Origin of the sequence: Pseudomonas gingeri, from assembly GCF_013386115.1 — a bacterium.
In the GTDB taxonomy this organism is placed as follows: domain Bacteria; phylum Pseudomonadota; class Gammaproteobacteria; order Pseudomonadales; family Pseudomonadaceae; genus Aquipseudomonas; species Aquipseudomonas gingeri.
Map to the genome: position 1 here is coordinate 240,559 of NZ_JACAOR010000001.1, position 21,623 is coordinate 262,181.

Consider the following 21,623-nt stretch of genomic DNA (forward strand, 5'->3'; position numbering starts at 1 on the left):
GTCGTGGGCTTTTCGGCCAAGTCCGCCCGGCTGCTGGTGTGACAAATTGTGTTTGCACATAGGTCGCCGCACCGTATCGTGGTTAACTTCGACTTTATTTCATACACCGTTCAGGGGGATTCAGTTCATGGCACAAGTGACGCGCAGGGGCGTGGTGGTCCGGGTCGATGGTGAACTGCCACGTCCCGGGACCCGGGCGCCGGCATTTTCCCTGGTGGACAAGGACCTGGCGGATGTCACCCTGGGCAACTTCGCCGGCAAGCGCAAAGTGCTGAATATCTTCCCGAGCGTCGATACCCCCACCTGTGCCAGATCGGTGCGGGCCTTCAATGCCCGGGCCAATGAACTGGCCAATACCGTGGTGCTGTGCATCTCCGCCGACCTGCCGTTTGCCCAGGCGCGTTTCTGCGGCGCGGAAGGCCTGGACCAGGTGCTCAACCTGTCGACCCTGCGTAGCGGTGAATTCAGGGAAAATTACGGCGTGGCCATCGCCGATGGTCCGCTCGCCGGCCTGACCGCCAGGGCAGTGCTGGTCCTCGACGAACAGGACCAGGTGCTGCACAGCGAACTGGTCGCCGATATCGGCCAGGAACCCGACTACGCCGCGGCTCTCGCGGCACTGCGGTAAGCGCCTTTACAATTATTGACGGCCTGCCTCTGTCCAGGCCGTTTTTATTTGTGCTTCAGTGCCTTAGTCGAAGGCTGAAGAACGTCATGCGAAGGTAAATTGCCGGTAAAGGCGCTTTGCTTGAAACACTTGAGTGCTTATCTTTCAGCCTCCTAGGGAAGAAGCTCTCGCACATAATGGTTGATCATTCCATGCAATCCTCTGCTCCTCGCAAATCCCGTCGCTGGCTGTTCGGCCTGCTGACCCTGCTGATCATCGCAGCGCTGTGCTGGCATTTCTGGCCGGCCGGTGACCACAAGACCGAACACAATCCCGCCGGGCGTACCGGCAAGAGCGGCATGATGCGCCCCGGTTTCGGCGCCGCGGCCGGGCCGGTACCCGTGCGCGTGGCCCCGGCCACCGTCGGCGACTTCCCGCTCTACTACAAGGCGCTGGGCACGGTGACGGCGCTCAACACGGTCAATGTGCGCACGCAGGTGGCGGGGCAACTGGTCAAGATCAACTTCCAGGAAGGGCAGATGGTCAAGGCCGGCGATGTATTGGCCGAGATCGACCCGCGCAACTACGAAAGCGCCTTGCTGCAGGCCCAGGGCACCTTGTTGCAGAGCCAGGCGCAACTGAAGAATGCCCAGGTCGACCTGCAACGCTATCGCGGCCTGTATGCCGAGGACAGCATCGCCAAGCAGACCCTGGACACCGCCGAGGCGACGGTGCTGCAGTACCAGGGCACGGTCAAGAACAACCAGGGGGCGGTCGACGCGGCCAAGCTGAACCTGGAGTTCACCAAGATCCGCGCCCCGATCGCCGGGCGCCTGGGCCTGCGCCAACTGGATGTCGGCAACCTGCTGGCGGCCAATGACAGCCAGGCGCTGGCGGTGATCACCCAGACCCAGCCGATCAGCGTGGCGTTCACCCTGCCGGAAAACAACCTGGCAGTCGTCTTGCCGCGTTTTCGCAGCGGCGCGCACCTGCCCGCCGAAGCCTGGGATCGCGGCGACGTGAAGCTGCAGGCCACCGGAGTGTTGCAGAGCCTGGACAACCAGATCGACATCACCACCGGCACCCTGAAGTTCAAGGCGCTCTACGAGAACAAGGAACAGACGCTGTTCCCCAACCAGTTCGTCAATGTGCGCCTGCTCGCCGACACCCTGAAGAACGTGGTGCTGGCGCCGAGCGCGGCAATCCAGTTCGGCAATGACGGTACCTTCGTCTACGCCATGGACGGTGACAAGAAGGTCAAGATCCGGCCGCTGAAAGTCGGCGCCAGCGACGGCAACGTCACGGTGGTCACCGAAGGCCTGGCCGCCGGCGACCGCGTGGTCCTCGAAGGCACCGATCGCCTCAAGGACGGCGGCGAAGTGGAGGTGGTCAACGACAGCCAGGAGGTGCCGGGCACGCCTGCCGAACACCTGCACGGCTCGAAATCCAAGGGTGATGACGCTTCGGCTGGCGCCGGCAAGGCGAAAAAGGTCGGCGCATGAATCTCTCGCGGCTGTTTATCCTCCGCCCGGTAGCGACCACCCTGAGCATGCTGGCGATCGTCCTGGCCGGGGTGATCGCCTACCGCCTGTTACCGGTCTCGGCGCTGCCGCAGGTCGACTACCCGACGATTCGCGTCATGACCCTGTACCCGGGCGCCAGCCCGGATGTGATGACCAGTGCGGTGACCGCGCCGCTGGAGCGCCAGTTCGGGCAGATGCCGGGGCTGACGCAGATGGCGTCCACCAGCTCCGGCGGCGCGTCCGTGCTGACCCTGCGCTTCAATCTCGACATCAACATGGATGTCGCCGAGCAGCAGGTCCAGGCGGCGATCAATGCCGCGACCAACCTGCTGCCCAAGGACTTGCCGGCACCGCCGGTGTACAACAAGGTCAACCCGGCGGACACCCCGGTGCTGACCCTGGCGATCACCTCCAAGACCATGTTGCTGCCCAAGCTCAATGACCTGGTCGATACCCGCATGGCGCAGAAGATCGCCCAGATCAGCGGTGTCGGCATGGTCAGCATCGCCGGCGGCCAGCGCCAGGCGGTGCGGATCAAGGTCAATCCCGAGGCCCTGGCGGCCAACAGCCTGAACCTGTCCGATGTGCGCACCCTGATCGGCGCCTCCAACGTCAACCAGCCCAAGGGCAACTTCGACGGCCCGACCCGGGTGTCGATGCTCGATGCCAACGACCAGTTGCGTTCGCCCAAGGAATACGCCGAGCTGATCCTCGCCTACAAGAATGGCGCGCCACTGCGCCTGAAGGATGTGGCGCAGATCGTCGACGGTGCGGAAAACGAACGCCTGGCGGCGTGGGCCAATGAAAACCAGGCAGTGCTGCTGAATATCCAGCGCCAGCCAGGGGCCAACGTGATCGAGGTGGTCGACCGCATCAAGGCGCTGCTGCCGAGCATCACCGACAACCTGCCGGCCGGTATCGATGTCACCGTGCTCACCGACCGTACCCAGACCATCCGGGCCTCGGTCACCGATGTGCAGCACGAACTGCTGATCGCCATCGCCCTGGTGGTAATGGTGACGTTCCTGTTCCTGCGCCGGGCCAGCGCCACCATCATTCCTTCGGTGGCCGTGCCGTTGTCGCTGATCGGGACCTTCGGCGTGATGTACCTGGCGGGCTTCTCGGTCAATAACCTGACCCTGATGGCCCTGACCATCGCCACCGGTTTCGTGGTCGACGATGCCATCGTCATGCTGGAAAACATCTCGCGCTTCATCGAGGAAGGCGACAGTCCGATGCAGGCGGCGCTCAAGGGCGCCAGACAGATCGGCTTCACCCTGGTGTCGCTGACGCTGTCGCTGATCGCGGTGCTGATCCCGCTGCTGTTCATGGCCGATGTGGTGGGGCGGCTGTTCCGCGAATTCGCCATTACCCTGGCGGTGGCGATCCTGATTTCCCTGGTGGTGTCCCTGACCCTGACCCCGATGATGTGCGCGCGCTTGCTCAAGCGCGAACCCAAGGAAGCGGAGCAGGGGCGGTTCTACCGTGCCAGCGGTGCCTGGATCGACTGGCTGATCGAGTCCTACGGGCGCAAGTTGCAATGGGTACTCAAGCACCAGCCGCTGACCCTGCTGGTGGCCGTCGGCACCCTGGCGCTGACCGTGTTCCTCTACCTGGCGGTGCCCAAGGGCTTTTTCCCGGTGCAGGACACCGGGGTGATCCAGGGCATTTCCGAGGCGCCGCAGTCGGTATCGTTCGCGGCCATGAGCCAGCGCCAGCAGGAACTGGCCAAGGTGATCCTCGCCGATCCGGCGGTGGAAAGCCTGTCGTCCTATATCGGTGTCGACGGCGACAACGCCACGCTGAACAGCGGACGCCTGCTGATCAACCTCAAGCCCCATCGCGAGCGCGACCTGAGTGCCACGCAGGTGATCGCCCGCCTGCAGCCTGACCTGGACAAGCTGGTGGGCATCCGCCTGTACATGCAGCCGGTGCAGGACCTGACCATCGAGGACCGGGTCAGCCGTACCCAGTACCAGTTCAGCATGTCGTCCCCGGATGCCGAGTTGCTGGCCGAATGGAGCGGCAAGCTGGTCGAGGCCCTGGCCCAGCGTCCCGAGCTGACCGATGTCGCCAGCGACCTGCAGGACAAGGGGCTGCAGGTGTACCTGGTGATCGACCGGGACGCCGCTTCGCGACTCGGGGTATCGGTCGCCGATATCACCGATGCACTGTATGACGGGTTCGGCCAGCGGCAGATTTCCACCATCTACACCCAGGCAAGCCAGTACCGCGTCGTGCTGCAGGCCCAGGCCGGGGAAAAGATCGGCCCGGCGGCCCTGGACCAGATCCATGTGAAGACCACCAGTGGCGGCCAGGTACGCCTGTCGAGCCTGGCCCGTGTCGAGGAACGCCAGGCACAGTTGGCAATCACCCATATCGGCCAGTTCCCGGCGGTGATGATGTCGTTCAACCTGGCGCCGGGCATCGCCCTGGGCAAGGGGGTCGAGATCATCGACCAGGTGAAGCAGGAAATCGGCATGCCGGTGGGCGTGCAGACCCAGTTCCAGGGCGCCGCCGAGGCTTTCCAGGCGTCGCTGTCGAGTACCTTGCTGCTGATCCTGGCGGCGGTGGTGACCATGTACATCGTGCTCGGGGTGCTCTACGAGAGCTATATCCATCCGGTCACCATCCTCTCGACCTTGCCATCGGCCGCGGTCGGTGCCTTGCTGGCGCTGATCCTGACAGGCAATGACCTGGGCATGATCGCGATCATCGGGATCATCCTGCTGATCGGCATCGTCAAGAAGAACGCGATCATGATGATCGACTTCGCCCTCGACGCCGAACGCAACCAGGGCATGCCGCCCGAGCAGGCGATCTACCAGGCGGCGCTGCTGCGCTTCCGGCCGATCCTGATGACCACCCTGGCAGCGCTGTTCGGCGCCGTGCCGCTGATGCTGGCGACCGGTTCCGGCGCCGAGCTGCGCCAGCCCCTGGGCCTGGTGATGGTCGGCGGCCTGCTGGTCAGCCAGGTACTGACCTTGTTCACCACGCCAGTGATCTACCTGTTCTTCGACCGTCTCGGACGGCGTTGGGGCCGGCACCCCAGCCGCCTGGAGCAGGCGGACACATGAACCTCTCCGGCCCCTTTATCCGCCGGCCGGTAGCGACCATGCTGCTGAGCCTGGCGATTGTCCTGCTCGGTGGCGTCAGCTTCGGCCTGTTGCCGGTGTCGCCGCTGCCGCAGATGGACTTCCCGGTGATCGTGGTCCAGGCCAGCCTGCCCGGGGCGAGCCCGGAAGTCATGGCTTCGACCGTCGCCACGCCGCTGGAGCGCTCGTTCGGGGTGATCCCCGGGGTCAACACCATGAGCAGCCGGTCCAGCCAGGGTTCGACCCGGGTGATCCTGCAGTTCGATCTCGACCGCGATATCAACGGCGCGGCGCGGGAGGTGCAGGCGGCCATCAACGCCTCGCGCAACCTGTTGCCCAGCGGCATGCGCAGCATGCCGACCTACAAGAAGGTCAACCCGTCCCAGGCGCCGATCATGGTGCTGTCGCTGACCTCCGATGTGTTGCAGAAGGGCCAGCTCTACGACCTGGCCTCGACCATCCTGTCCCAGAGCCTGTCCCAGGTGCCGGGTGTGGGCGAAGTGCAGATCGGCGGCAGCTCGCTGCCGGCGGTGCGCATCGAGCTCGAACCCCAGGCCCTGAACCAGTACGGCGTGGCCCTGGACGATGTGCGTACCACCATCGCCAACGCCAACGTGCGCCGGCCCAAGGGCTCGCTGGAGGACGACCAGCGCAACTGGCAGGTGCAGGCCAACGACCAGTTGGAGAAGGCCAAGGACTACGAACCGCTGATCATCCACTACCAGAACGGCGCGGCACTGCGCCTGGGCGACGTGGCGAAGATCAACGACAGTGTCGAGGACCGCTACAACAGCGGTTTCTTCAACAATGACGCGGCCGTGCTGCTGGTGATCAACCGCCAGGCGGGGGCCAACATCATCCAGACGGTCAACGAGATCAAGGCCCAGTTGCCGGCCCTGCAGGCGGTGTTGCCGGCCAGCGTCAAGCTGAACCTGGCCATGGACCGCTCGCCGGTGATCAAGGCGACCCTGCATGAAGCCGAGATGACCCTGCTGATCGCCGTGGCCCTGGTGGTACTGGTGGTCTATCTGTTCCTCGGCAACTTCCGCGCCTCGCTGATCCCGACCCTGGCTGTGCCGGTGTCGCTGGTGGGCACGTTCGCCGTCATGTACCTCTACGGGTTCTCCCTGAACAATCTGTCGCTGATGGCACTGATCCTCGCCACCGGGCTGGTGGTGGACGATGCGATCGTGGTGTTGGAGAACATCTCCCGGCATATCGACGAGGGTGTCGCGCCGATGAAGGCGGCGTACCTGGGGGCCAGGGAAGTCGGTTTCACCCTGCTGTCGATGAACGTGTCGCTGGTGGCGGTGTTCCTGTCGATCCTGTTCATGGGCGGGATCATCGAGAGCCTGTTCCGCGAGTTTTCCATCACCCTGGCGGCGTCCATCGTGGTGTCGCTGGTGGTTTCCCTGACCCTGACCCCGATGCTCTGTGCCCGCTGGCTCAAGCCCCATGCCCAGGGCCGGCAGACCCGCCTGCAGCGCTGGAGCGAGAAGGTCAACGAACGGATGGTCGCCGGCTATGCCGTCAGCCTCGACTGGGTGCTGCGTCACCGGCGCCTGACCCTGCTCAGCCTGTTCGTCACCATCGGGGTCAATGTCGCCCTGTACGTGGTGGTGCCGAAAACCTTCATGCCGCAGCAGGACACCGGACAACTGATCGGTTTCGTGCGTGGCGACGACGGGCTGTCGTTCGGCATCATGCAGCCGAAGATGGAAATCTTCCGCAAGGCGGTCCTGGCCGATCCGGCGGTGGAGAGCGTGGCCGGCTTCATCGGCGGCAACAACGGCACCAACAACGCCTTCATGCTGGTGCGGCTCAAGCCGATCAAGGAACGCGATGTCTCGGCGCAGAAGGTCATCGAGCGCCTGCGCACCGAAATGCCCAAGGTCCCCGGTGCGCGGCTGATGCTGATGGCCGACCAGGACCTGCAGTTCGGCGGTGGTCGTGAACAGACCACCTCGCAATATTCCTACATCCTGCAGAGCGACGACCTGGCGGCCTTGCGCGAGTGGTATCCGAAGGTGGTCGCCGCGTTCAAGGCCCTGCCGGAACTCACCGCCATCGATGCCCGGGAGGGCCGTGGCGCCCAGCAGACCACCCTGGTGGTCGACCGCGACACCGCCAAGCGCCTGGGGGTGGATATGGACATGGTCACGGCGGTGCTGAACAACGCCTATAGCCAGCGGCAGATCTCCACCATCTATGACAGCCTGAACCAGTACCAGGTGGTGATGGAGGTCAACCCGAAATATGCCCAGGACCCGGAAACCCTGAACCAGGTCAAGGTGATCGGCAGCGACGGGCAGCGCATACCGCTCTCGGCCATCGCCCATTACGAGAACAGCCTGCAGGACGACCGGGTCGACCATGAAGGCCAGTTCGCTTCGGAAAGCCTGTCGTTCGACATGGCGCCCGGGGTGACGGTGGAGCAGGGCACCGCCGCGATCGAGCGGGCGGTCGCCAAGGTCGGCCTGCCGGAATCGGTGATCGCCAAGATGGCCGGGACCAGCGACGCCTTCGCCGCGACCCAGAAAAGCCAGCCGTTCATGATTCTCGGGGCGCTGGTGGCGGTCTACCTGGTGCTGGGGATTCTCTACGAGAGCTACATCCATCCCCTGACCATTCTCTCGACCTTGCCTTCGGCAGGTGTCGGCGCCTTGCTCAGCATTTACCTGCTGGGGGGCGAGTTCAGCCTGATTTCCCTGCTCGGGCTCTTCCTGCTGATCGGGGTGGTGAAGAAAAACGCGATCCTGATGATCGACCTGGCCCTGCAACTGGAGCGCCATTCCGGCCTGGAACCGCTGGCTTCGATCCGTGCCGCCTGCCTGTTGCGCCTGCGGCCGATCCTGATGACCACCCTGGCGGCGATCCTCGGTGCGCTGCCGTTGCTGCTCAGCAGCGCCGAAGGCGCGGAAATGCGCCAGCCGCTGGGCCTGACCATCATCGGCGGGTTGATCTTCAGCCAGATCCTGACGCTTTACACCACTCCGGTGGTTTACCTTTATCTCGACCGCCTGCGCCATCGCTTCAACGCCTGGCGCGGCGTACGTACCGATGGTGCTCTGGAAACTCCGCTATGACAGACCGTTCACACTGCAATGCGCCCGTACTGGCTGCCCAACGTCTGGAGACGGCGCGCGGCTCGCGCCTGCTGAGCCTGGCCTTGTGCGGGCTGCTGCTCAGCGCCTGCGCCGTCGGCCCGGACTACAAACGCCCGGACGCCGAGACCCCGGCGCAGTACAAGGAAGCCGCCGGCTGGCGCCAGGCCCAGCCCAGCGATTCGCTGGGCCGTGGTGCCTGGTGGGAGTTGTATGGCGACCGCACCCTCAACGAACTGGTGGAGAAGCTCAACAGCAGCAACCAGACCGTGGCCCAGTCCGAGGCGCAATTTCGTCAGGCCCAGGCCCTGGTGCGCAGTTCGCGCGGGGCGTTCTTTCCGAGTGTCGACCTGAGCGCCGGCAAGACCCGCTCCAGCCAGGGCACCGGCAGCAGCAACTCGAGCCTGAGCAGTTCGGCGAGCGGGATTCGCGATACCTACAACGCCCAGCTCGGAGTCAGTTGGGAGGCGGATGTCTGGGGCAAGCTGCGCCGCGGCCTGGAAGCTGACCAGGCCAGCGCCCAGGCGAGTTTCGCCGACCTCGCGGCCATGCGCTTGAGCCAGCAGTCGGAGCTGGTGCAGAACTACCTGCAATTGCGGGTAATCGATGAGCAGAAACGCTTGCTCGAAGCCACGGTCCAGGCCTACGAGCGCTCGCTGAAAAACACGGAGAGCCAGTACCGTTTCGGGGTTTCCGGCAAGGCGGCGATCGCCCAGGCGCAGACCCAGCTGAAAAGTACCCAGGGCGACCTGATCGATCTGATCTGGCAGCGCGCCCAGTTCGAAAATGCGATTGCCGTCCTGACGGGCCAGCCGCCGGCCGAGTTCAAGCTGGCGGCCACCAACGACATACCGGGGTTGCCACGGATTCCGTTGAGCCTGCCTTCGCAACTGCTGGAGCGACGCCCCGATATCGCCTCGGCGGAACGCTCGGTGATTGCCGCCAACGCCAAGATCGGCGTGGCAAAGGCAGCGTACTACCCGGACCTGAGCCTGAGCCTGTCCGGTGGCTACAGCAGCAGTACCTATGCCGACTGGATCAGCCTGCCGAACCGTTTCTGGTCGGTGGGGCCGAAACTGGCGATGACCCTGTTCGATGGCGGGCAGCGCTCGGCGGAAGTCGAACGCACCGAGGCGGTGTATGACCAGACCGTCGCCAAGTATCGCCAGACCGTGCTCGATGGTTTCCGCGAGGTGGAAAACTACCTGGTACAGCTCAAGGTCATGGAGGACGAGGCGGCGGTCCGCCAGCAGGCTCTGGATGCGGCCCGCGAATCGTTGCGCCTGACCGACAACCAGTACAAGGCCGGGCTGATTGCCTACCTGGATGTGGTCACGGTGCAGACCACCGCCCTGAGCAACGAGCGCAGCGTACTGAGCCTGTTGCAAAGCCGCCTGATCGCCAGCGTGCAGCTGATTGCCGCGCTGGGTGGTGGCTGGGACGGCAATACCGATCTGAGCGCCAGCAAATAATCCGGATCAGGTGCTGATCGTTCCCGGCTCGAGGGCGGGAACGATCACCCTGAACGACGGGTTGCTCAGGCGGACATGGTCCACGGCTGCAGGTCGTAGCCTTTTTCGCTCAGTTCGGCACGGGCCTGCTCCAGCAGGGATTTCAGCTGCGCCGGGTCCGAATAGTCGCTGCAGGAGATCTGCTGGCGACCGATGCTGTTGTTGGTGCGATCGATCACCGTCAGGCTCAGGTCGCCTTTGTCTTGTGCCGTCCAGGCCACGCACTGGAAAGGTTTGAATGCGTTGCCGGCCATCAGGAGTGCTTCGTTGAAACGGAGCGGGGCGTTCATGGGGTCTTCTCTCAAGGTTGCCCGATAATGATGTTGTAAGCCGTCGGTTGGGCGCACCGTCGCGGCTGGTTACTTGTACTGATGTCCGCTGAGGGGCATCAGGTCACACAAGAAATAAAGTTTTTTTCATTTTTGTTCATATAATTCGATAACGCTCTATTGCGCGGCCGGGGATACAAAACCGCTGTCCCGGTTATGTACGCCATGGGCAGTTGGTTATCGACCTTATAATCAAACGGTACAAGTCTGCGTCAAGTTCTTGCTAGTGTTACAGCCAGGTTTGCCAAATTACTGTTTCTAATAAAATTTTATAATTCCGGCGCCAGGGAACAGTCATGCAAGAAGCCGCACCGCTCAGACGTCTCCTTGTCGTCGATCCCTGTGACGACTGTCACCAGTTGCTTCCCGGCTTGCGCAGCGTCGGTTGGGACGTCGACAGCTGCAATCTCGAGGCTGCCGCCGATCGTTCCTGCGATGTCGGCCTGTTGCGCCTGCAACCGTTTCACCTGGAGCGCCCCGAGGCGGTCAAGGAGCTGATCAGTCGCAGCGGCACCGAATGGATCGCGGTACTCAGCCAGGAAGTGCTGCGTTTGCAGAATGTCGGTGACTTTGTCTGCGAGTGGTTCTTCGACTTTCATACTTTGCCCTTCGATGTTTCCCGCGTACAGGTGACATTGGGTCGCGCCTTCGGCATGGCGCGCCTGCGTGGACAAGGCTCCATTCATGTCGACCAGCCGGAACACGAATTGCTGGGTGACAGCCGTTCGATCCGCGAACTGCGAAAGTTGCTCGGCAAACTGGCGCCGACCGAGTCGCCAGTATTGATCCGCGGCGAAAGCGGCACCGGCAAGGAACTGGTCGCCCGCACCTTGCACCGCCAGTCCCAGCGCCATGCCAAGCCCTTCGTGGCGATCAATTGCGGGGCGATTCCCGAGCATCTGATCCAGTCCGAGCTGTTCGGGCATGAGAAGGGCGCGTTTACCGGCGCGCACCAGCGCAAGGTCGGGCGGATCGAGCAGGCCCATGGCGGCACCCTGTTTCTTGATGAGATCGGCGACCTGCCGCTGGAGTTGCAGGCCAATCTGCTGCGTTTCCTCCAGGAGAAACATATCGAGCGGGTCGGTGGCAGCCAGGTGATCCCGGTGGATGTGCGGGTTTTGGCGGCCACCCACGTCGACCTCGAGGCAGCGATCTGCACCGGGCGTTTTCGCGAAGACCTCTATTATCGACTGAACGTGCTGCAGGTGGTCACGGCACCGTTGCGTGACCGGCACGGCGACGTGGGGATGCTGGCCAACCATTTTTCCCATTTCTACAGCCAGGAAACCGGACGGCGCCCACGCAGTTTCAGCGAGGAAGCCCTGGTTGCCATGGGCAGTCACGGCTGGCCGGGCAATGTCCGCGAACTGGCCAACCGGGTCCGGCGCGGGCTGGTACTGGCCGAAGGGCGGCAGATCGAGGCCCGTGATCTCGGGCTGGTCAGCGAGCCTTGCGCGAACGCACCGATGGGGACCCTGGAGGATTATGTCTATCAGGCCGAGCGCCAGGCCCTGTGCGATGTGCTCAATCGCCACAGCGACAATATGAGCGTGGCCGCGCGTGTGCTGGGGGTTTCCCGGCCGACTTTCTACCGTTTGCTGCACAAGCACCAGATCCGCTAGGACTCCGGGCGCTTCCGGGGCAAGTCGCTCCCACAGGCCCGCAGCGCTTGCACGCTGCGGGCCTTTTCCATGGACAGGGGGTCAGAAGTAGTAGGGGAATTTCAGGCTGAAGGAGAAGTCCGGGGCATCGGGCGTCATCCCCAGGGACAGTTGCGGCACGATGGTCAGGTTCGGTGTGGCGGCGATGGTCATGCCGACGTTGAAGTAACCGGCGTTGGCGTCGCTGCCGACAACACTCTGCCAATCCTGGCCATCAGGCTTGAGCCGGCTCTTGCGCTGGACCAGGTCCGAAACGGAGAACGACATACTCATCTTTTCGTTCAGCGCAAAGGCCACGCCGGCGCCGATCTGGAAGCTGTCGCCGATACTGACCTTGCCCGGCTGCGTGGCCCCTTGCTGGGCGCTGATATCGCTGAAGGAATCCTCGAAGTTGTGGGTATAGGCCAGGGTCCCGAACAGCACGGCCGGATCGAACGTCTTGACCAGCGAAAGCCCCGTGGTGAGGGCCCACACACCGTTACCGGTCGGCAGGTCTTCAGGCACGAACAGACTGCTGCTTTTGGGGGACTGGACAAACTTGATACCGAAGGGGTCCTTGCCGGTAGGTGCCTTGAGCCTGACGCTGACCACCGCATCCGGCAGGCTTTCGGTTTCATCGAGGAACTTGTAGGCCACCCCGACGTTGACATCGCCCAGGATCGGATCGCGGGTGACGGTGTCTTCCACGGTCGACGCCGCGCTGCCACCGTTGCCACCCCCGGATTGATAAGTGGATTCGCGATAGATGACGGGTGCGTTAATGTCGAACTGCCAACGGTTTTCATAGTTGTAGCGCGCGGTCAGATCGAGGGTCCAGGTGTCGGCCTTGATCCGGTCGAGGTTGATGGTGCCGAGAAAGATCGAGTCCAGGGCGAGGAAGCCGTTAAGCGTCAGTTGCCTGGTGTCATAGCGCGAGTAAGTGATACCCGTCTCGAAACTGAACTTGCCATTGCCGAAGAAACCGCTGGCTTCGTTGTACAGGTCGGAGACACTCTGGGCCGGTGCCGAATCTTCCTTGAGCGACTGACCATACGACGCCCCGGAGGTGCCTGCCGCCGCCCCGGAAGCATTTGCGCTGGCCCCCGCCACCGCCTGACCCTTTCTCAAGTCCGCCGGGGACTTGACCAGGCGCTTGGGTTGCGGTGCCGGCGGTTGGTCTTCAACCTGTCGAACACGCTGCTCCAGCACCGAGAGGGCCTGTTGCTGTTGAACGTAACGTTGTTTCAGCTCCAGAAGTTCTTGTTTTAAGGCCTCTACTTCGGCATCGGGCGCTGCTTGCAACATCGCTGCCGGAAATAAGGTGCCCACACATATTGCTGCGCGCAGAGAAAACGATCGCATGAAATAAGCCGTCCCTTACTAACTTCCAATGGTCGAGGGTGAGCGTAGTTCAGAATCCCATATTGCGTAGTCCTTTAAGCTGAGTCAGGTTGCAGTCAAGTGCACCTACGGTCGCCAGGTTGTTTTGCAGCACCACGTTGAGCTGGGTCATGCTGTTGACCAGGTTGCCGCCACCCAACAGCGCGGTGGATTGCAGCACGCCGCCCTGGGCGATCTGCTGCAATGAGTTGCCCTGGTTGTTGCTGGCCGCGATGGCCATCTGAATGCCGCCGGAGACGGCGGAAACCGTGACATTGCCGGCGGCACTGGAGCCGCTGATGCTGCCGCCGCTGTTGAGGATCTGTCCGACCTGCTGGCCATTGACAGGGGCCTGGTTGGCTTCGCTGACGTTGATCGCGACGTTGTTGTAGGCGCTGTTGCCATCGCCGGCAGCCCTGACCACCTGGGTTACCCCGGCGGAGGTACTGAAGCCCGCGCCACCGGTCACCGTGCCCGAGCCTGGGGCGGAAGTGGAACCGTTGCCCTGGGTACTGTAGGTGGATACATAGAACTGCGGCTTGATGGTCGATTGCTGGATTTGCAGTGAAGTGGTTGCGCCGATGACATCGCCGCTGGCGTTCTTCCAACTGCTTTCCATCACGATACCGAAGCTGATGATGCGTCCGGGCATGACATAACGGCCACGCAGTTCGGACAGTTCCTGATCTTTTATTTCGACAGGCTTGAAGGGTAACGCCGCGTGCGCGGGCAAACAGGCGACTGCCAGACAACTCACTACCAGCCATTGTGGAGTTTTCATCTGTTGCTCCCGGAGCTTCCTGCTCCTTATCGTTATTGCACCTCAGAAGAAATCGCTCTGGATAAAGCCGAAGTCCATCAATTCCGCATCTTTGACCGGGTTGAAGGTATCCAGCTTGTTTTTCGCCGTGAGCGGAGCCGGCGGGTCCAACAAGGCGTTGGTCTTGTCATAACCGGGGCCGACGATGGCAAAGACAATGCCATTCCAGCCCTTTTCAAAGTCTGCCATGGTGTAACGCTTATGGCCGAGTACCGGGTCACCGATATATACCCAGTCCTTGTCCGCGCGTTGCATCACCACGAAATGCTTGTAGCCGCGAATGTCCATCAGCACCACGACCGGAATCGTCACGCTGGTCAGCTTGTCCGGTGGGATCCGGTAGCCGCGGGCGCGCATGCCGATGCTTTCGATGTAGCGTTTCATGTCGAGCATGGAGAAACCCTGGGTCTTGACCAGGTTCAGGTCAGAGGTCGCCAGCATGCCTTTGATGATTTGTTCCTCGTTGACGTCCAGCCAGTAGGCCTGACGCAACACGGTTGCCAGAGCGGCTGCACCACAGCTGAAATCGGTTTTCTGCTCGACCAGGTCGGCAAAGCGCCGTTCACGGATGCTTTGCACTTGCTTGTAGATGACAGCGGCGCCGGGCAGGCCGGGGACTGCCATGGTTGCAGCTTCGGTCAGGCCGGACAGGCACAGCATCAGAGCAAGAGGAAGAATACGCATGGTCGATACGCCTTCGGGTGCGGAAAAAAGAGCCCCGTTTCCGGGGCTCTCAGTTCTGTCGCGATTACATGCAGGCTTTGCAACCGGCAGCAATGGACAGGGAGTTGCTTTGTTGGTTGCCCACACCGGCCGAGACGTTGATGCCAGCGTTGCCGGACATGAAGTTGGCCGAGTTGTTCAGGCTGGCGTTGTTGGTGACAACGTTTTTCCAGCCATCAGGGGTCAGCACTTGCTGGGTCCAGTAGCCGGCCAGCTCAACAGAGCCTTGTTCCTTGAAGGTGAACTTCTGGTCATCGTTGTCATGACCGCCGCCTTTGTTGCCGTGGCCGTTGCCACCATGGTGATCGTCGTCACCCTGGATGGTGCCGTAGCCAGTGCCTTTGTAGCTGCCTTTGACGTTGATGGTGCCTTTGAGGGTTTCTTTCTCATAGGCTTGCACGCCGCTGTTGGTCACCAGCAGGCCGCTTTCGGTCTGGTTGGCGGCGGCGGCGGCGGTGGCTACACGTCCGCCGGAGACGGCGATAGCCAGGTTGTTTTTCTGTTGGTTGAAGTTGCCGGCGGTGATGTTGACGCCCATGTTGCCGGAGCCGTTGTTGCCGGAGTTGTTCATCGACGCATTGTTCTTGGTCGATTGGTTGAGCACGATGTTGCTGGTGTTGGTCTGGGTGGCGCTGCTGGCGGCGACCGCGGTGCCGAAGATGAAGCTTTCATCGGCGGTTGCCAGGGCGGCGGCGTTGTCTTGTTGGTTGCCATCGCCGGCTGCCACGTTGGCGCCCATGTTGCCACTGGAGTGGTTCAGCGAGTCATTGGCACTGGCGTTGTTCTTGGTGCCCTGGTTGACTACGGCGTTGTTGTGGCTGTACTGGGTATCGATCACTGCGGCGCCGGCGCCGGCGGTGATTTGCAGCAGGGTGCTGAGGTCAGGGCCTTTAGGGTCATGGTTGTTACCGTGACCGTTGCCATGGCCATTGCCGTGGTTATCGTTCCCGCCTGCCTGTGCAGCCATTGCCATGACGGCGGCCAGTGCAAACACCAGTGGTTTAAGAGCCATTGTAGGTTTCATGGTGTATCTCCGTGCTTATTAGTTGGTTAAGTGTTGGTACTTTCTAATTGCACTGCACGGGTCAGTCAGCGACCCGGATACTGAGGGTGTTAGCCATACGGTTCCCCACCCCCGCGCTCTGGTTCACCTGAATCACGCCCCGGCTGCCGGTGAAGGCCTGGTCGCTGGTAACGACCTGGCGACTGCCTTGGGTGGAGGGTGAACCCGAGTTTGGTAACAGCGCCACGTTCTGTTGCGACAGAGCGCTGTCATCGACGCTTTGCGGCGCAGCACTGATGCTGAGGCGCACGGCGTTGATCATCTGGTTGTTGGCCCCGGCGGCCTGGTTGACGCCCACCATGCCGGTGCCATTGCTGAAAGAGTTGCCCTGGATGGCCGCCTTGGCGTCGATCGCCGTGCTGGCCGCGGTATTGATCTTCTGGGTCAGGGCGGTCGACGCACTGGCATTGGTGCCAATGGCGATGGCGCGGCTGTTGATCTGCTGTTGCCGATCGCCGGCGGCCTGGTTGACCATCACGCTGCCCTTGTACTGCTGACCGGAGTTGTCGATCACGGCGGTGTCGATGGTGGTCACGCCGGTATCGGCGAGGGCTGCGAAGCTGCTGAACATGGCGAGGAAAAGTACCGAGCGATTCATCTCATTGCCCCTTGCCGATGGCATTGAGTGCGCCCATGCCGGCTGACAAGCCACGGTTGACGGTGTTCGCGATGCTGGCGCCGCTGCCGCCACCGTGTCCGGCCGCCATGCCAGGCATGCCATTCGGGTTGCTCAGGCCAGGCATGTTGGTGGTATGGACGGTAATCACCCGGCTGACATTGGCACCCGTGCTGATACCCGCGATATCGCCGTCGCTCAATTCCATGTTGCTGGTCAGCGAATTGATACGACCTGAAGGGTTGGCGTTGACAGTGGTTGGATTCGGATCCGGTTTCAGAGCAGGGCGGCCATAAGCCTGGGGCTGTACGTCGCGATTGAGTACGATCACACCATTACCGTCGGCCTGGACCGTGAGGCTGAGCAGCGAACCGAGAGCGCAGCCGATCAGCAAGGTGCGGGTAAAACCTGTTGTTGTAAGAGTCCCCACGGTGGCTTTCCTTCTTCAGTGCGCTGGCCCTGTTCAGCGTTGTGAAGGAAAGAGCAGAAGCTGTGCCGCTTTTTATTTTTATTTATAAAACAACGGATTGGGCAGTTTCTTGAACGAGGCATGGCTTGACCTGTTTCAAGGGTGAGACAGGTCGAGGGCCGGGTGAGCGAGGAAGGTGGGCGCAGCCCCGTATTCCGGGGCCGGGGGAGAGGTGTATCAGCCGCTTTACAGTTCATCCGGTGCCGGCCCGCAAGTGTTGATTCTGGTCGCTTGCGGCGCGGCCAGGTGTTACATGAGCGGACACCCGGCTACCTGAACAGGGGCTTTTCAGCTTTCCGGCGTGGTTTTTCCGTGGCTTCCCAGGAGCTGTTCGACCGCGGCCATTGCCTGCTGGCGTCGCTGTTGCCAATCGCCATCGATCACCCGGACCGCCTGCTGGTGTTCTGTCAGCCACGCCAGGCTGGCGGCGAAGAAGTCGCGACGTTCGTCCAGCCGCGGTTGGCAGCGCTGGCCGTCGTCGGTCCAGGCCACGCCATCGGGGCTGAGCAGCAGATGAAGGTCATACTGCCGGGCCAGCAGGGCCGGTTCCAGCCACGCCGGGCAATCGCCGAACAAGGCCCGGCTCCAGAGGATATTGCTCAGCAGGTGGGTGTCGAGAATCAGCAGCGCTGGCTGCCGGGCACGCGCTGCATCTTCCCAGTCCAGTTGTCCGCGAGCGATCTCGGGGATATCGGCCAGGCAGGTGTCGCGCTGGTGCAGGTCGATGAAGTGACGCACGTACTCGCCCACCAGCAGGCCGCCAAAGCGTGCCTGCAACTCGCCCGACAGCCAGCTTTTGCCGCTGGACTCGGGGCCGGCCAGGACCACCACCTTCATGCCCGCAGCGCCGGGTCGGTCCGCCATTCACGCCAGCCCTGCACGGCCAGCAGGGTGAACAGGGCATAGAGCGCGGCGGTCAGGTACAGGTCCTTATAGATGAACAGGCCGACGAAGATCACGTCGATCGCGATCCATAGCGGCCAGCACTGGATACGCTTCTGCGCCATCCAGAGCTGTGCCACCAGGCTGAAGGCGGTCAGCGCGGCATCCAGCCAGGGTTGCGCGGCGTCGGTCCAGTGGGCCATGGCGGCGCCCAGCAGCAGGCTGCCCAGGGCACCGGCGGCGAGCCCCGCGAGCAGGGGCTGCACGCCCAGAGTGCTGACCTGGCGGCCGTGGCGGACCGCGCCACCACGGGTCCATTGCCACCAGCCGTAGAGCTGCAGCACCGCGTAGACCACTTGCAGCAGCATGTCCGAATACAGCTTCACGTCGAAGAAGATCCAGCTGTAGAGCAACACCATGACCAGGCCGATCGGCCAGCACCAGGGGTTCTGCTTGACCGTCAGCCAGACGGCGATCACGCCGAGCGCGGCGGCAAACAGTTCAAGCCCGGACATGGGGATTCCTTTGAATCGAAAAAGAGGGGGCGGATTGTAACCAGACTGTCGTGGGGAAGGGAGTGGGAAGTGGCGTGGGGAGTGGGGAGTGGGGAGTGGGTTGATGGCTTCCGTACAGGTGCATGGAAGCCATCAGGGACTTGCCCGAGAGGAATCAGATCCGGAACTGCCTCAGCAGGCCGTTGAGCTGTTCGCTCAGGGCCTTGAGCTGGCTGCTGTCGACACTCGACTGCTCGGCGGCCAGCGCTGTGCTGTGGGACAGTCCCGCGGCCTCGGTGACGTTCTGGTTGATGTCCTCGACCACATGGGCCTGCTGCAGGGTGGCACTGGCAATCGAGGCATTGAGGCCGTTGAGGTTGCGCAGGGCCTGGCCGATGGCGTTCAGGCTTTCTCCCGCCAGCCCGGCTTGCTCGATGGTCAGTTGCGAGGCGCGACTGCTGTCGCCGATCACCTTGACCGCCGCTTCGGAGTGGTTCTGCAGGCGCTCGATCATCGACTGGATCTCCGCCGTGGACTTCTGTGTCCGCTGGGCCAGCAGGCGTACTTCGTCGGCCACCACGGCGAAACCGCGGCCCTGCTCTCCGGCGCGGGCCGCTTCGATGGCGGCGTTCAGCGCCAGCAGATTGGTCTGCTCGGCGATGGAGCGGATCACTTCCAGGACGCTGCCGATCTGCGTGCTCTCGGCGGCGAGGGTCCGGATCACCTCGACCGCCTGGTCGATGGTGACGGACAGGTGATCGATCTGTTGCAGGCTGTTATCGATATTCAACTGGCCCTGGCGGGCCTGGGCCTCGGCGTCACGCATTTCGCTGGCGGCCTGTTCGGCGTTCTTGGCGACATCCTGGACGCCATAGGTGACTTCGTTGATCGCTGTCGCGACCATCTCCATCTGCTGCGATTGCTGCTGGCTGCGCGCCTGGGCCTGGACCGCATTGTTGCCCAGGTCGCTGGAGGACTGCCCGAGGGCGCCGGCCGAGTCCTGCAACTGGCTGACGACGCCGCGCAACTTGCTGGTAAAGGCATTGAAGTGTCGGGCCAGCTGGGTCACTTCGTCCTGGCCGTGGGTATCGAGGCTGCGGGTCAGGTCGCTTTCGCCGCTGGCGATATTGGCCATGGCATCCACGGTTTCCTGCAACGGGCGCACGATACTGCGACCGATCAACAGCACCAGCAGGGCCATGAGCGCGGCAATGGCGATGCCGATCAGCGAGGCGTTGCGGACCTGGCCGTAGAATTCGGCCTGCATGTCATCGATATAGACGCCGGAACCGATGATCCAGCCCCAGGGCTGGAACAACTGCACGTAGGAGGTCTTCTCCACCGGGGCACTGGCCCCCGGTTTCGGCCAGCGATAGTCGATCATGCCGGCGCCCTTGGCCTTGGCGAGGATGACCATCTCGTTGAACAGCGCATAACCGTCGGGGTCCTTGATCCCGGACAGGTCCTGGCCTTCGAGCTTGGGATTGGCCGGGTGCATGACCATCACCGGCCGCAGGTCATTGATCCAGAAATAGTCATTCTGGTCATAACGCAGCCCCCGTACCGCGCTCAGCGCCTGTTTCTGCGCCGCCTCGCGGGTCAGGGTGCCGGCCGTTTCCAGGCCGTGGAAATAATCGAGGATCCCGCTGGCGGTCTGGACCACATGCTGGGTCTTCTGCGCCTTGGCGTGATAGAGGTCGTCGTGGATCTGCTTGAGCATCAACAGGCCCAGGGTCAGCAGCATCACCACCGCCACAATCAGGATGAGCCACAAGCGTCGACTGATCGACACACTGCGCAAGCTTTTCATAAGACCACCATTCCCTTTTCTTGTTGTTGTGTCATCGCGGGGTCCATACCAGCAGGTTTTCCCCGCGGTGCCCAGCCTGCTTATGGCTACTATCGGGGCAGCGACAAACAGGCATGTCTGATAGGATTTCGGCCCGAAACCGCCAAACCTGAGTTCATGTCTGATTTTTCAGGCATTTTTCACGGTTTGGCGACAGGTGGTGAGACAGGCTCGACGCGGAATGACGCCAGTGGCCGATCCGCGGCTTTCGATTTTTGTAAGGACCCGCAGGGGCGGGCCTTGAGGGGGAATGATGGATCTTTGGACCGCCGCACAGGCGTTGATACTGGGTATTGTCGAGGGCTTGACCGAATTCCTGCCGATTTCCAGCACCGGACACCAGATCATCGTGGCGGATCTGCTCGGTTTTGGCGGTGAGCGGGCGATTGCCTTCAATATCATTATTCAGCTCGCGGCGATCCTGGCGGTGGTCTGGGAGTTTCGCCAGAAGATTTTCACCGTGGTGCGCGATCTGCCGAGCCAGCGCACGGCACAACGCTTCACCGTCAACCTGCTGGTGGCATTCATGCCGGCGGTGGTTCTCGGGGTGCTGTTCAAGGAGGTCATCGCCACCTATCTGTTCAACCCGATTACCGTCGCCACGGCGCTGGTGGTCGGCGGCCTGGTCATTCTCTGGGCCGAGCGCCGGGAGCATGTGGTGCGTGCCGAGACCGTCGATGAAATCACCTGGAAAGATGCCTTGAAAGTCGGTTTCGCCCAGTGCCTGGCGATGATTCCCGGTACCTCACGCTCGGGGGCGACGATTATCGGCGGCCTGTTGTTCGGCCTGTCGCGCAAGACCGCCACCGAGTTCTCGTTCTTCCTGGCGATGCCGACCATGGTCGCCGCCGCGGTGTATTCCGGCTATGGCTTCCGCCACCAGTTCCAGATGGCCGACCTGCCGGTATTCGCCGTGGGCTTCGTGACGTCCTTCGTGTTCGCGATGATCGCCGTGCGTGGCCTGCTGAAATTCATCGCCAGCCACAGCTACGCGGCGTTCGCCTGGTATCGGATCGTGTTCGGCCTGGTGATCCTGGCCACCTGGCAGTTCGGCTGGGTCGACTGGTCGACCAAGGGATGAGGGGCCCGCAGACCCCGGAACGCAACCGCCCGGCGTCCGCTGGCCGCCTGCAGCACCTCAGGCTCAAATGGGCGATCTGGCTGGCGCTCTGCGTACTGCCGGGCTTCGGCGCGCTGAAGATGTGGCTGTCCGGTGGTGTTTCCTGGCCATTGTGGGGCTATGGCGTCGCGAGCCTGCTGGCGTTCTTCCTCTACTGGAGCGACAAGCGCAAGGCGCGCAACGACACCTGGCGCACGCCGGAGAAGGTCCTGCACGGCGTCGAGTTGCTGGGCGGTTGGCCGGGAGCGCTGATCGCCCAGCAGGCCTTCCGGCACAAGACCCGCAAGCTGTCCTTCCAACTGGTGTTCTGGGCCATCGTGCTGCTGCACCAGGTGTTCTGGATCGACCGGCTGTTTCTTGGCGCCAGCCTGGCCCACTTGTCCTTTCTATAGCGCCAG

At 62.6% G+C, this 21,623-nt stretch carries 18 protein-coding genes; 8 read left to right on the top strand and 10 right to left on the bottom strand.

All coding sequences use genetic code 11. The features are described from left to right. Window positions 1-127: 127 nt before the first annotated feature. The 5 genes from tpx (at window position 128) to HX881_RS01125 (ending at window position 9,801) form a co-directional block, all read left to right on the top strand. Window positions 128-628: a thiol peroxidase gene (gene tpx / locus HX881_RS01105; protein ID WP_177082220.1), complete on the top strand. Its 501-nt coding sequence runs from the start codon at window positions 128-130 to the stop codon at window positions 626-628. A 176-nt stretch (window positions 629-804) separates the two neighbouring features. Beyond that, the gene (locus HX881_RS01110) at window positions 805-2,109 is read left to right on the top strand and encodes an MdtA/MuxA family multidrug efflux RND transporter periplasmic adaptor subunit (protein WP_177082221.1); all 1,305 of its coding nucleotides are present in this window, start codon (window positions 805-807) and stop codon (window positions 2,107-2,109) included. Further along, complete coding sequence (locus HX881_RS01115) at window positions 2,106-5,207, top strand: MdtB/MuxB family multidrug efflux RND transporter permease subunit (protein WP_177082222.1); 3,102 nt, start codon at window positions 2,106-2,108, stop codon at window positions 5,205-5,207. The genes HX881_RS01110 and HX881_RS01115 overlap by 4 nt, the downstream gene beginning before the upstream one ends. Further along, complete coding sequence (locus tag HX881_RS01120) at window positions 5,204-8,311, top strand: efflux RND transporter permease subunit (protein ID WP_177082223.1); 3,108 nt, start codon at window positions 5,204-5,206, stop codon at window positions 8,309-8,311. The genes HX881_RS01115 and HX881_RS01120 overlap by 4 nt, the downstream gene beginning before the upstream one ends. Continuing rightward, on the top strand, window positions 8,308-9,801 hold the full coding sequence (locus HX881_RS01125; protein WP_177082224.1) for an efflux transporter outer membrane subunit: 1,494 nt from the start codon (window positions 8,308-8,310) through the stop codon (window positions 9,799-9,801). The genes HX881_RS01120 and HX881_RS01125 overlap by 4 nt, the downstream gene beginning before the upstream one ends. A gap of 65 nt (window positions 9,802-9,866) precedes the next feature. Here HX881_RS01125 and HX881_RS01130 read toward each other — a convergent pair whose 3' ends face one another. Next, window positions 9,867-10,130, bottom strand: a complete 264-nt coding sequence (locus HX881_RS01130; RefSeq protein WP_017127380.1) for a hypothetical protein — start codon at window positions 10,128-10,130, stop codon at window positions 9,867-9,869. A 335-nt stretch (window positions 10,131-10,465) separates the two neighbouring features. Here HX881_RS01130 and HX881_RS01135 point away from each other — a divergent pair, with 335 nt between their 5' ends. Next, a complete protein-coding gene (locus tag HX881_RS01135; RefSeq protein ID WP_017127379.1) occupies window positions 10,466-11,791 on the top strand; it encodes a sigma-54 dependent transcriptional regulator in 1,326 nt (441 codons plus the stop codon). 81 nt (window positions 11,792-11,872) lie between these two features. Here the strand turns inward: HX881_RS01135 and HX881_RS01140 are convergent, their stop codons facing one another. From HX881_RS01140 to HX881_RS01180, 9 genes are all read right to left on the bottom strand, one after another. Then, a complete protein-coding gene (locus HX881_RS01140) occupies window positions 11,873-13,171 on the bottom strand; it encodes a coiled-coil domain-containing protein (RefSeq protein WP_177082231.1) in 1,299 nt (432 codons plus the stop codon). 49 nt (window positions 13,172-13,220) lie between these two features. Continuing rightward, the gene (locus tag HX881_RS01145) at window positions 13,221-13,970 is read right to left on the bottom strand and encodes a hypothetical protein (protein WP_177082233.1); all 750 of its coding nucleotides are present in this window, start codon (window positions 13,968-13,970) and stop codon (window positions 13,221-13,223) included. A gap of 42 nt (window positions 13,971-14,012) precedes the next feature. Next, window positions 14,013-14,693: a C39 family peptidase gene (locus HX881_RS01150; RefSeq protein ID WP_177082235.1), complete on the bottom strand. Its 681-nt coding sequence runs from the start codon at window positions 14,691-14,693 to the stop codon at window positions 14,013-14,015. A 64-nt stretch (window positions 14,694-14,757) separates the two neighbouring features. Then, the gene (locus HX881_RS01155) at window positions 14,758-15,756 is read right to left on the bottom strand and encodes a heme utilization protein (RefSeq protein WP_177082237.1); all 999 of its coding nucleotides are present in this window, start codon (window positions 15,754-15,756) and stop codon (window positions 14,758-14,760) included. Between the two features lie 61 nt (window positions 15,757-15,817). Beyond that, on the bottom strand, window positions 15,818-16,393 hold the full coding sequence (locus HX881_RS01160) for an adhesin (protein WP_177082239.1): 576 nt from the start codon (window positions 16,391-16,393) through the stop codon (window positions 15,818-15,820). Window position 16,394: 1 nt separating this feature from the next. Then, the gene (locus tag HX881_RS01165; RefSeq protein WP_177082241.1) at window positions 16,395-16,841 is read right to left on the bottom strand and encodes a hypothetical protein; all 447 of its coding nucleotides are present in this window, start codon (window positions 16,839-16,841) and stop codon (window positions 16,395-16,397) included. Window positions 16,842-17,168: 327 nt separating this feature from the next. After that, window positions 17,169-17,717 carry an AAA family ATPase gene (locus HX881_RS01170; RefSeq protein WP_177083177.1) on the bottom strand — a complete coding sequence of 183 codons (549 nt, stop codon included), beginning with the start codon at window positions 17,715-17,717 and terminating at the stop codon, window positions 17,169-17,171. Beyond that, window positions 17,714-18,277: a nicotinamide riboside transporter PnuC gene (gene pnuC, locus HX881_RS01175; RefSeq protein WP_177082243.1), complete on the bottom strand. Its 564-nt coding sequence runs from the start codon at window positions 18,275-18,277 to the stop codon at window positions 17,714-17,716. Before pnuC ends, HX881_RS01170 begins: the two co-directional genes overlap by 4 nt. Window positions 18,278-18,431: 154 nt before the next feature. After that, window positions 18,432-20,066: a methyl-accepting chemotaxis protein gene (locus tag HX881_RS01180; protein WP_017127370.1), complete on the bottom strand. Its 1,635-nt coding sequence runs from the start codon at window positions 20,064-20,066 to the stop codon at window positions 18,432-18,434. 292 nt (window positions 20,067-20,358) lie between these two features. Between HX881_RS01180 and HX881_RS01185 the strand changes: the two genes are divergently transcribed. Next, window positions 20,359-21,186 carry an undecaprenyl-diphosphate phosphatase gene (locus tag HX881_RS01185; RefSeq protein ID WP_042935980.1) on the top strand — a complete coding sequence of 276 codons (828 nt, stop codon included), beginning with the start codon at window positions 20,359-20,361 and terminating at the stop codon, window positions 21,184-21,186. Continuing rightward, window positions 21,183-21,617 (top strand): DUF1294 domain-containing protein, encoded by a 435-nt coding sequence (locus HX881_RS01190; RefSeq protein WP_177082245.1) that lies wholly within the window; start codon window positions 21,183-21,185, stop codon window positions 21,615-21,617. The genes HX881_RS01185 and HX881_RS01190 overlap by 4 nt, the downstream gene beginning before the upstream one ends. Window positions 21,618-21,623: the final 6 nt, after the last annotated feature.

Coding starts and splice junctions, on each gene's coding strand:
- tpx (WP_177082220.1), top strand. CDS start 128: ATGGCACAAGTGACGCGCAGGGGCGTGGTGGTCCGGGTCGATGGTGAA.
- HX881_RS01110 (WP_177082221.1), top strand. CDS start 805: ATGGTTGATCATTCCATGCAATCCTCTGCTCCTCGCAAATCCCGTCGC.
- HX881_RS01115 (WP_177082222.1), top strand. CDS start 2,106: ATGAATCTCTCGCGGCTGTTTATCCTCCGCCCGGTAGCGACCACCCTG.
- HX881_RS01120 (WP_177082223.1), top strand. CDS start 5,204: ATGAACCTCTCCGGCCCCTTTATCCGCCGGCCGGTAGCGACCATGCTG.
- HX881_RS01125 (WP_177082224.1), top strand. CDS start 8,308: ATGACAGACCGTTCACACTGCAATGCGCCCGTACTGGCTGCCCAACGT.
- HX881_RS01130 (WP_017127380.1), bottom strand. CDS start 10,130: ATGAACGCCCCGCTCCGTTTCAACGAAGCACTCCTGATGGCCGGCAAC.
- HX881_RS01135 (WP_017127379.1), top strand. CDS start 10,466: ATGCAAGAAGCCGCACCGCTCAGACGTCTCCTTGTCGTCGATCCCTGT.
- HX881_RS01140 (WP_177082231.1), bottom strand. CDS start 13,171: ATGCGATCGTTTTCTCTGCGCGCAGCAATATGTGTGGGCACCTTATTT.
- HX881_RS01145 (WP_177082233.1), bottom strand. CDS start 13,970: ATGAAAACTCCACAATGGCTGGTAGTGAGTTGTCTGGCAGTCGCCTGT.
- HX881_RS01150 (WP_177082235.1), bottom strand. CDS start 14,693: ATGCGTATTCTTCCTCTTGCTCTGATGCTGTGCCTGTCCGGCCTGACC.
- HX881_RS01155 (WP_177082237.1), bottom strand. CDS start 15,756: ATGAAACCTACAATGGCTCTTAAACCACTGGTGTTTGCACTGGCCGCC.
- HX881_RS01160 (WP_177082239.1), bottom strand. CDS start 16,393: ATGAATCGCTCGGTACTTTTCCTCGCCATGTTCAGCAGCTTCGCAGCC.
- HX881_RS01170 (WP_177083177.1), bottom strand. CDS start 17,717: ATGAAGGTGGTGGTCCTGGCCGGCCCCGAGTCCAGCGGCAAAAGCTGG.
- pnuC (WP_177082243.1), bottom strand. CDS start 18,277: ATGTCCGGGCTTGAACTGTTTGCCGCCGCGCTCGGCGTGATCGCCGTC.
- HX881_RS01180 (WP_017127370.1), bottom strand. CDS start 20,066: ATGAAAAGCTTGCGCAGTGTGTCGATCAGTCGACGCTTGTGGCTCATC.
- HX881_RS01185 (WP_042935980.1), top strand. CDS start 20,359: ATGGATCTTTGGACCGCCGCACAGGCGTTGATACTGGGTATTGTCGAG.
- HX881_RS01190 (WP_177082245.1), top strand. CDS start 21,183: ATGAGGGGCCCGCAGACCCCGGAACGCAACCGCCCGGCGTCCGCTGGC.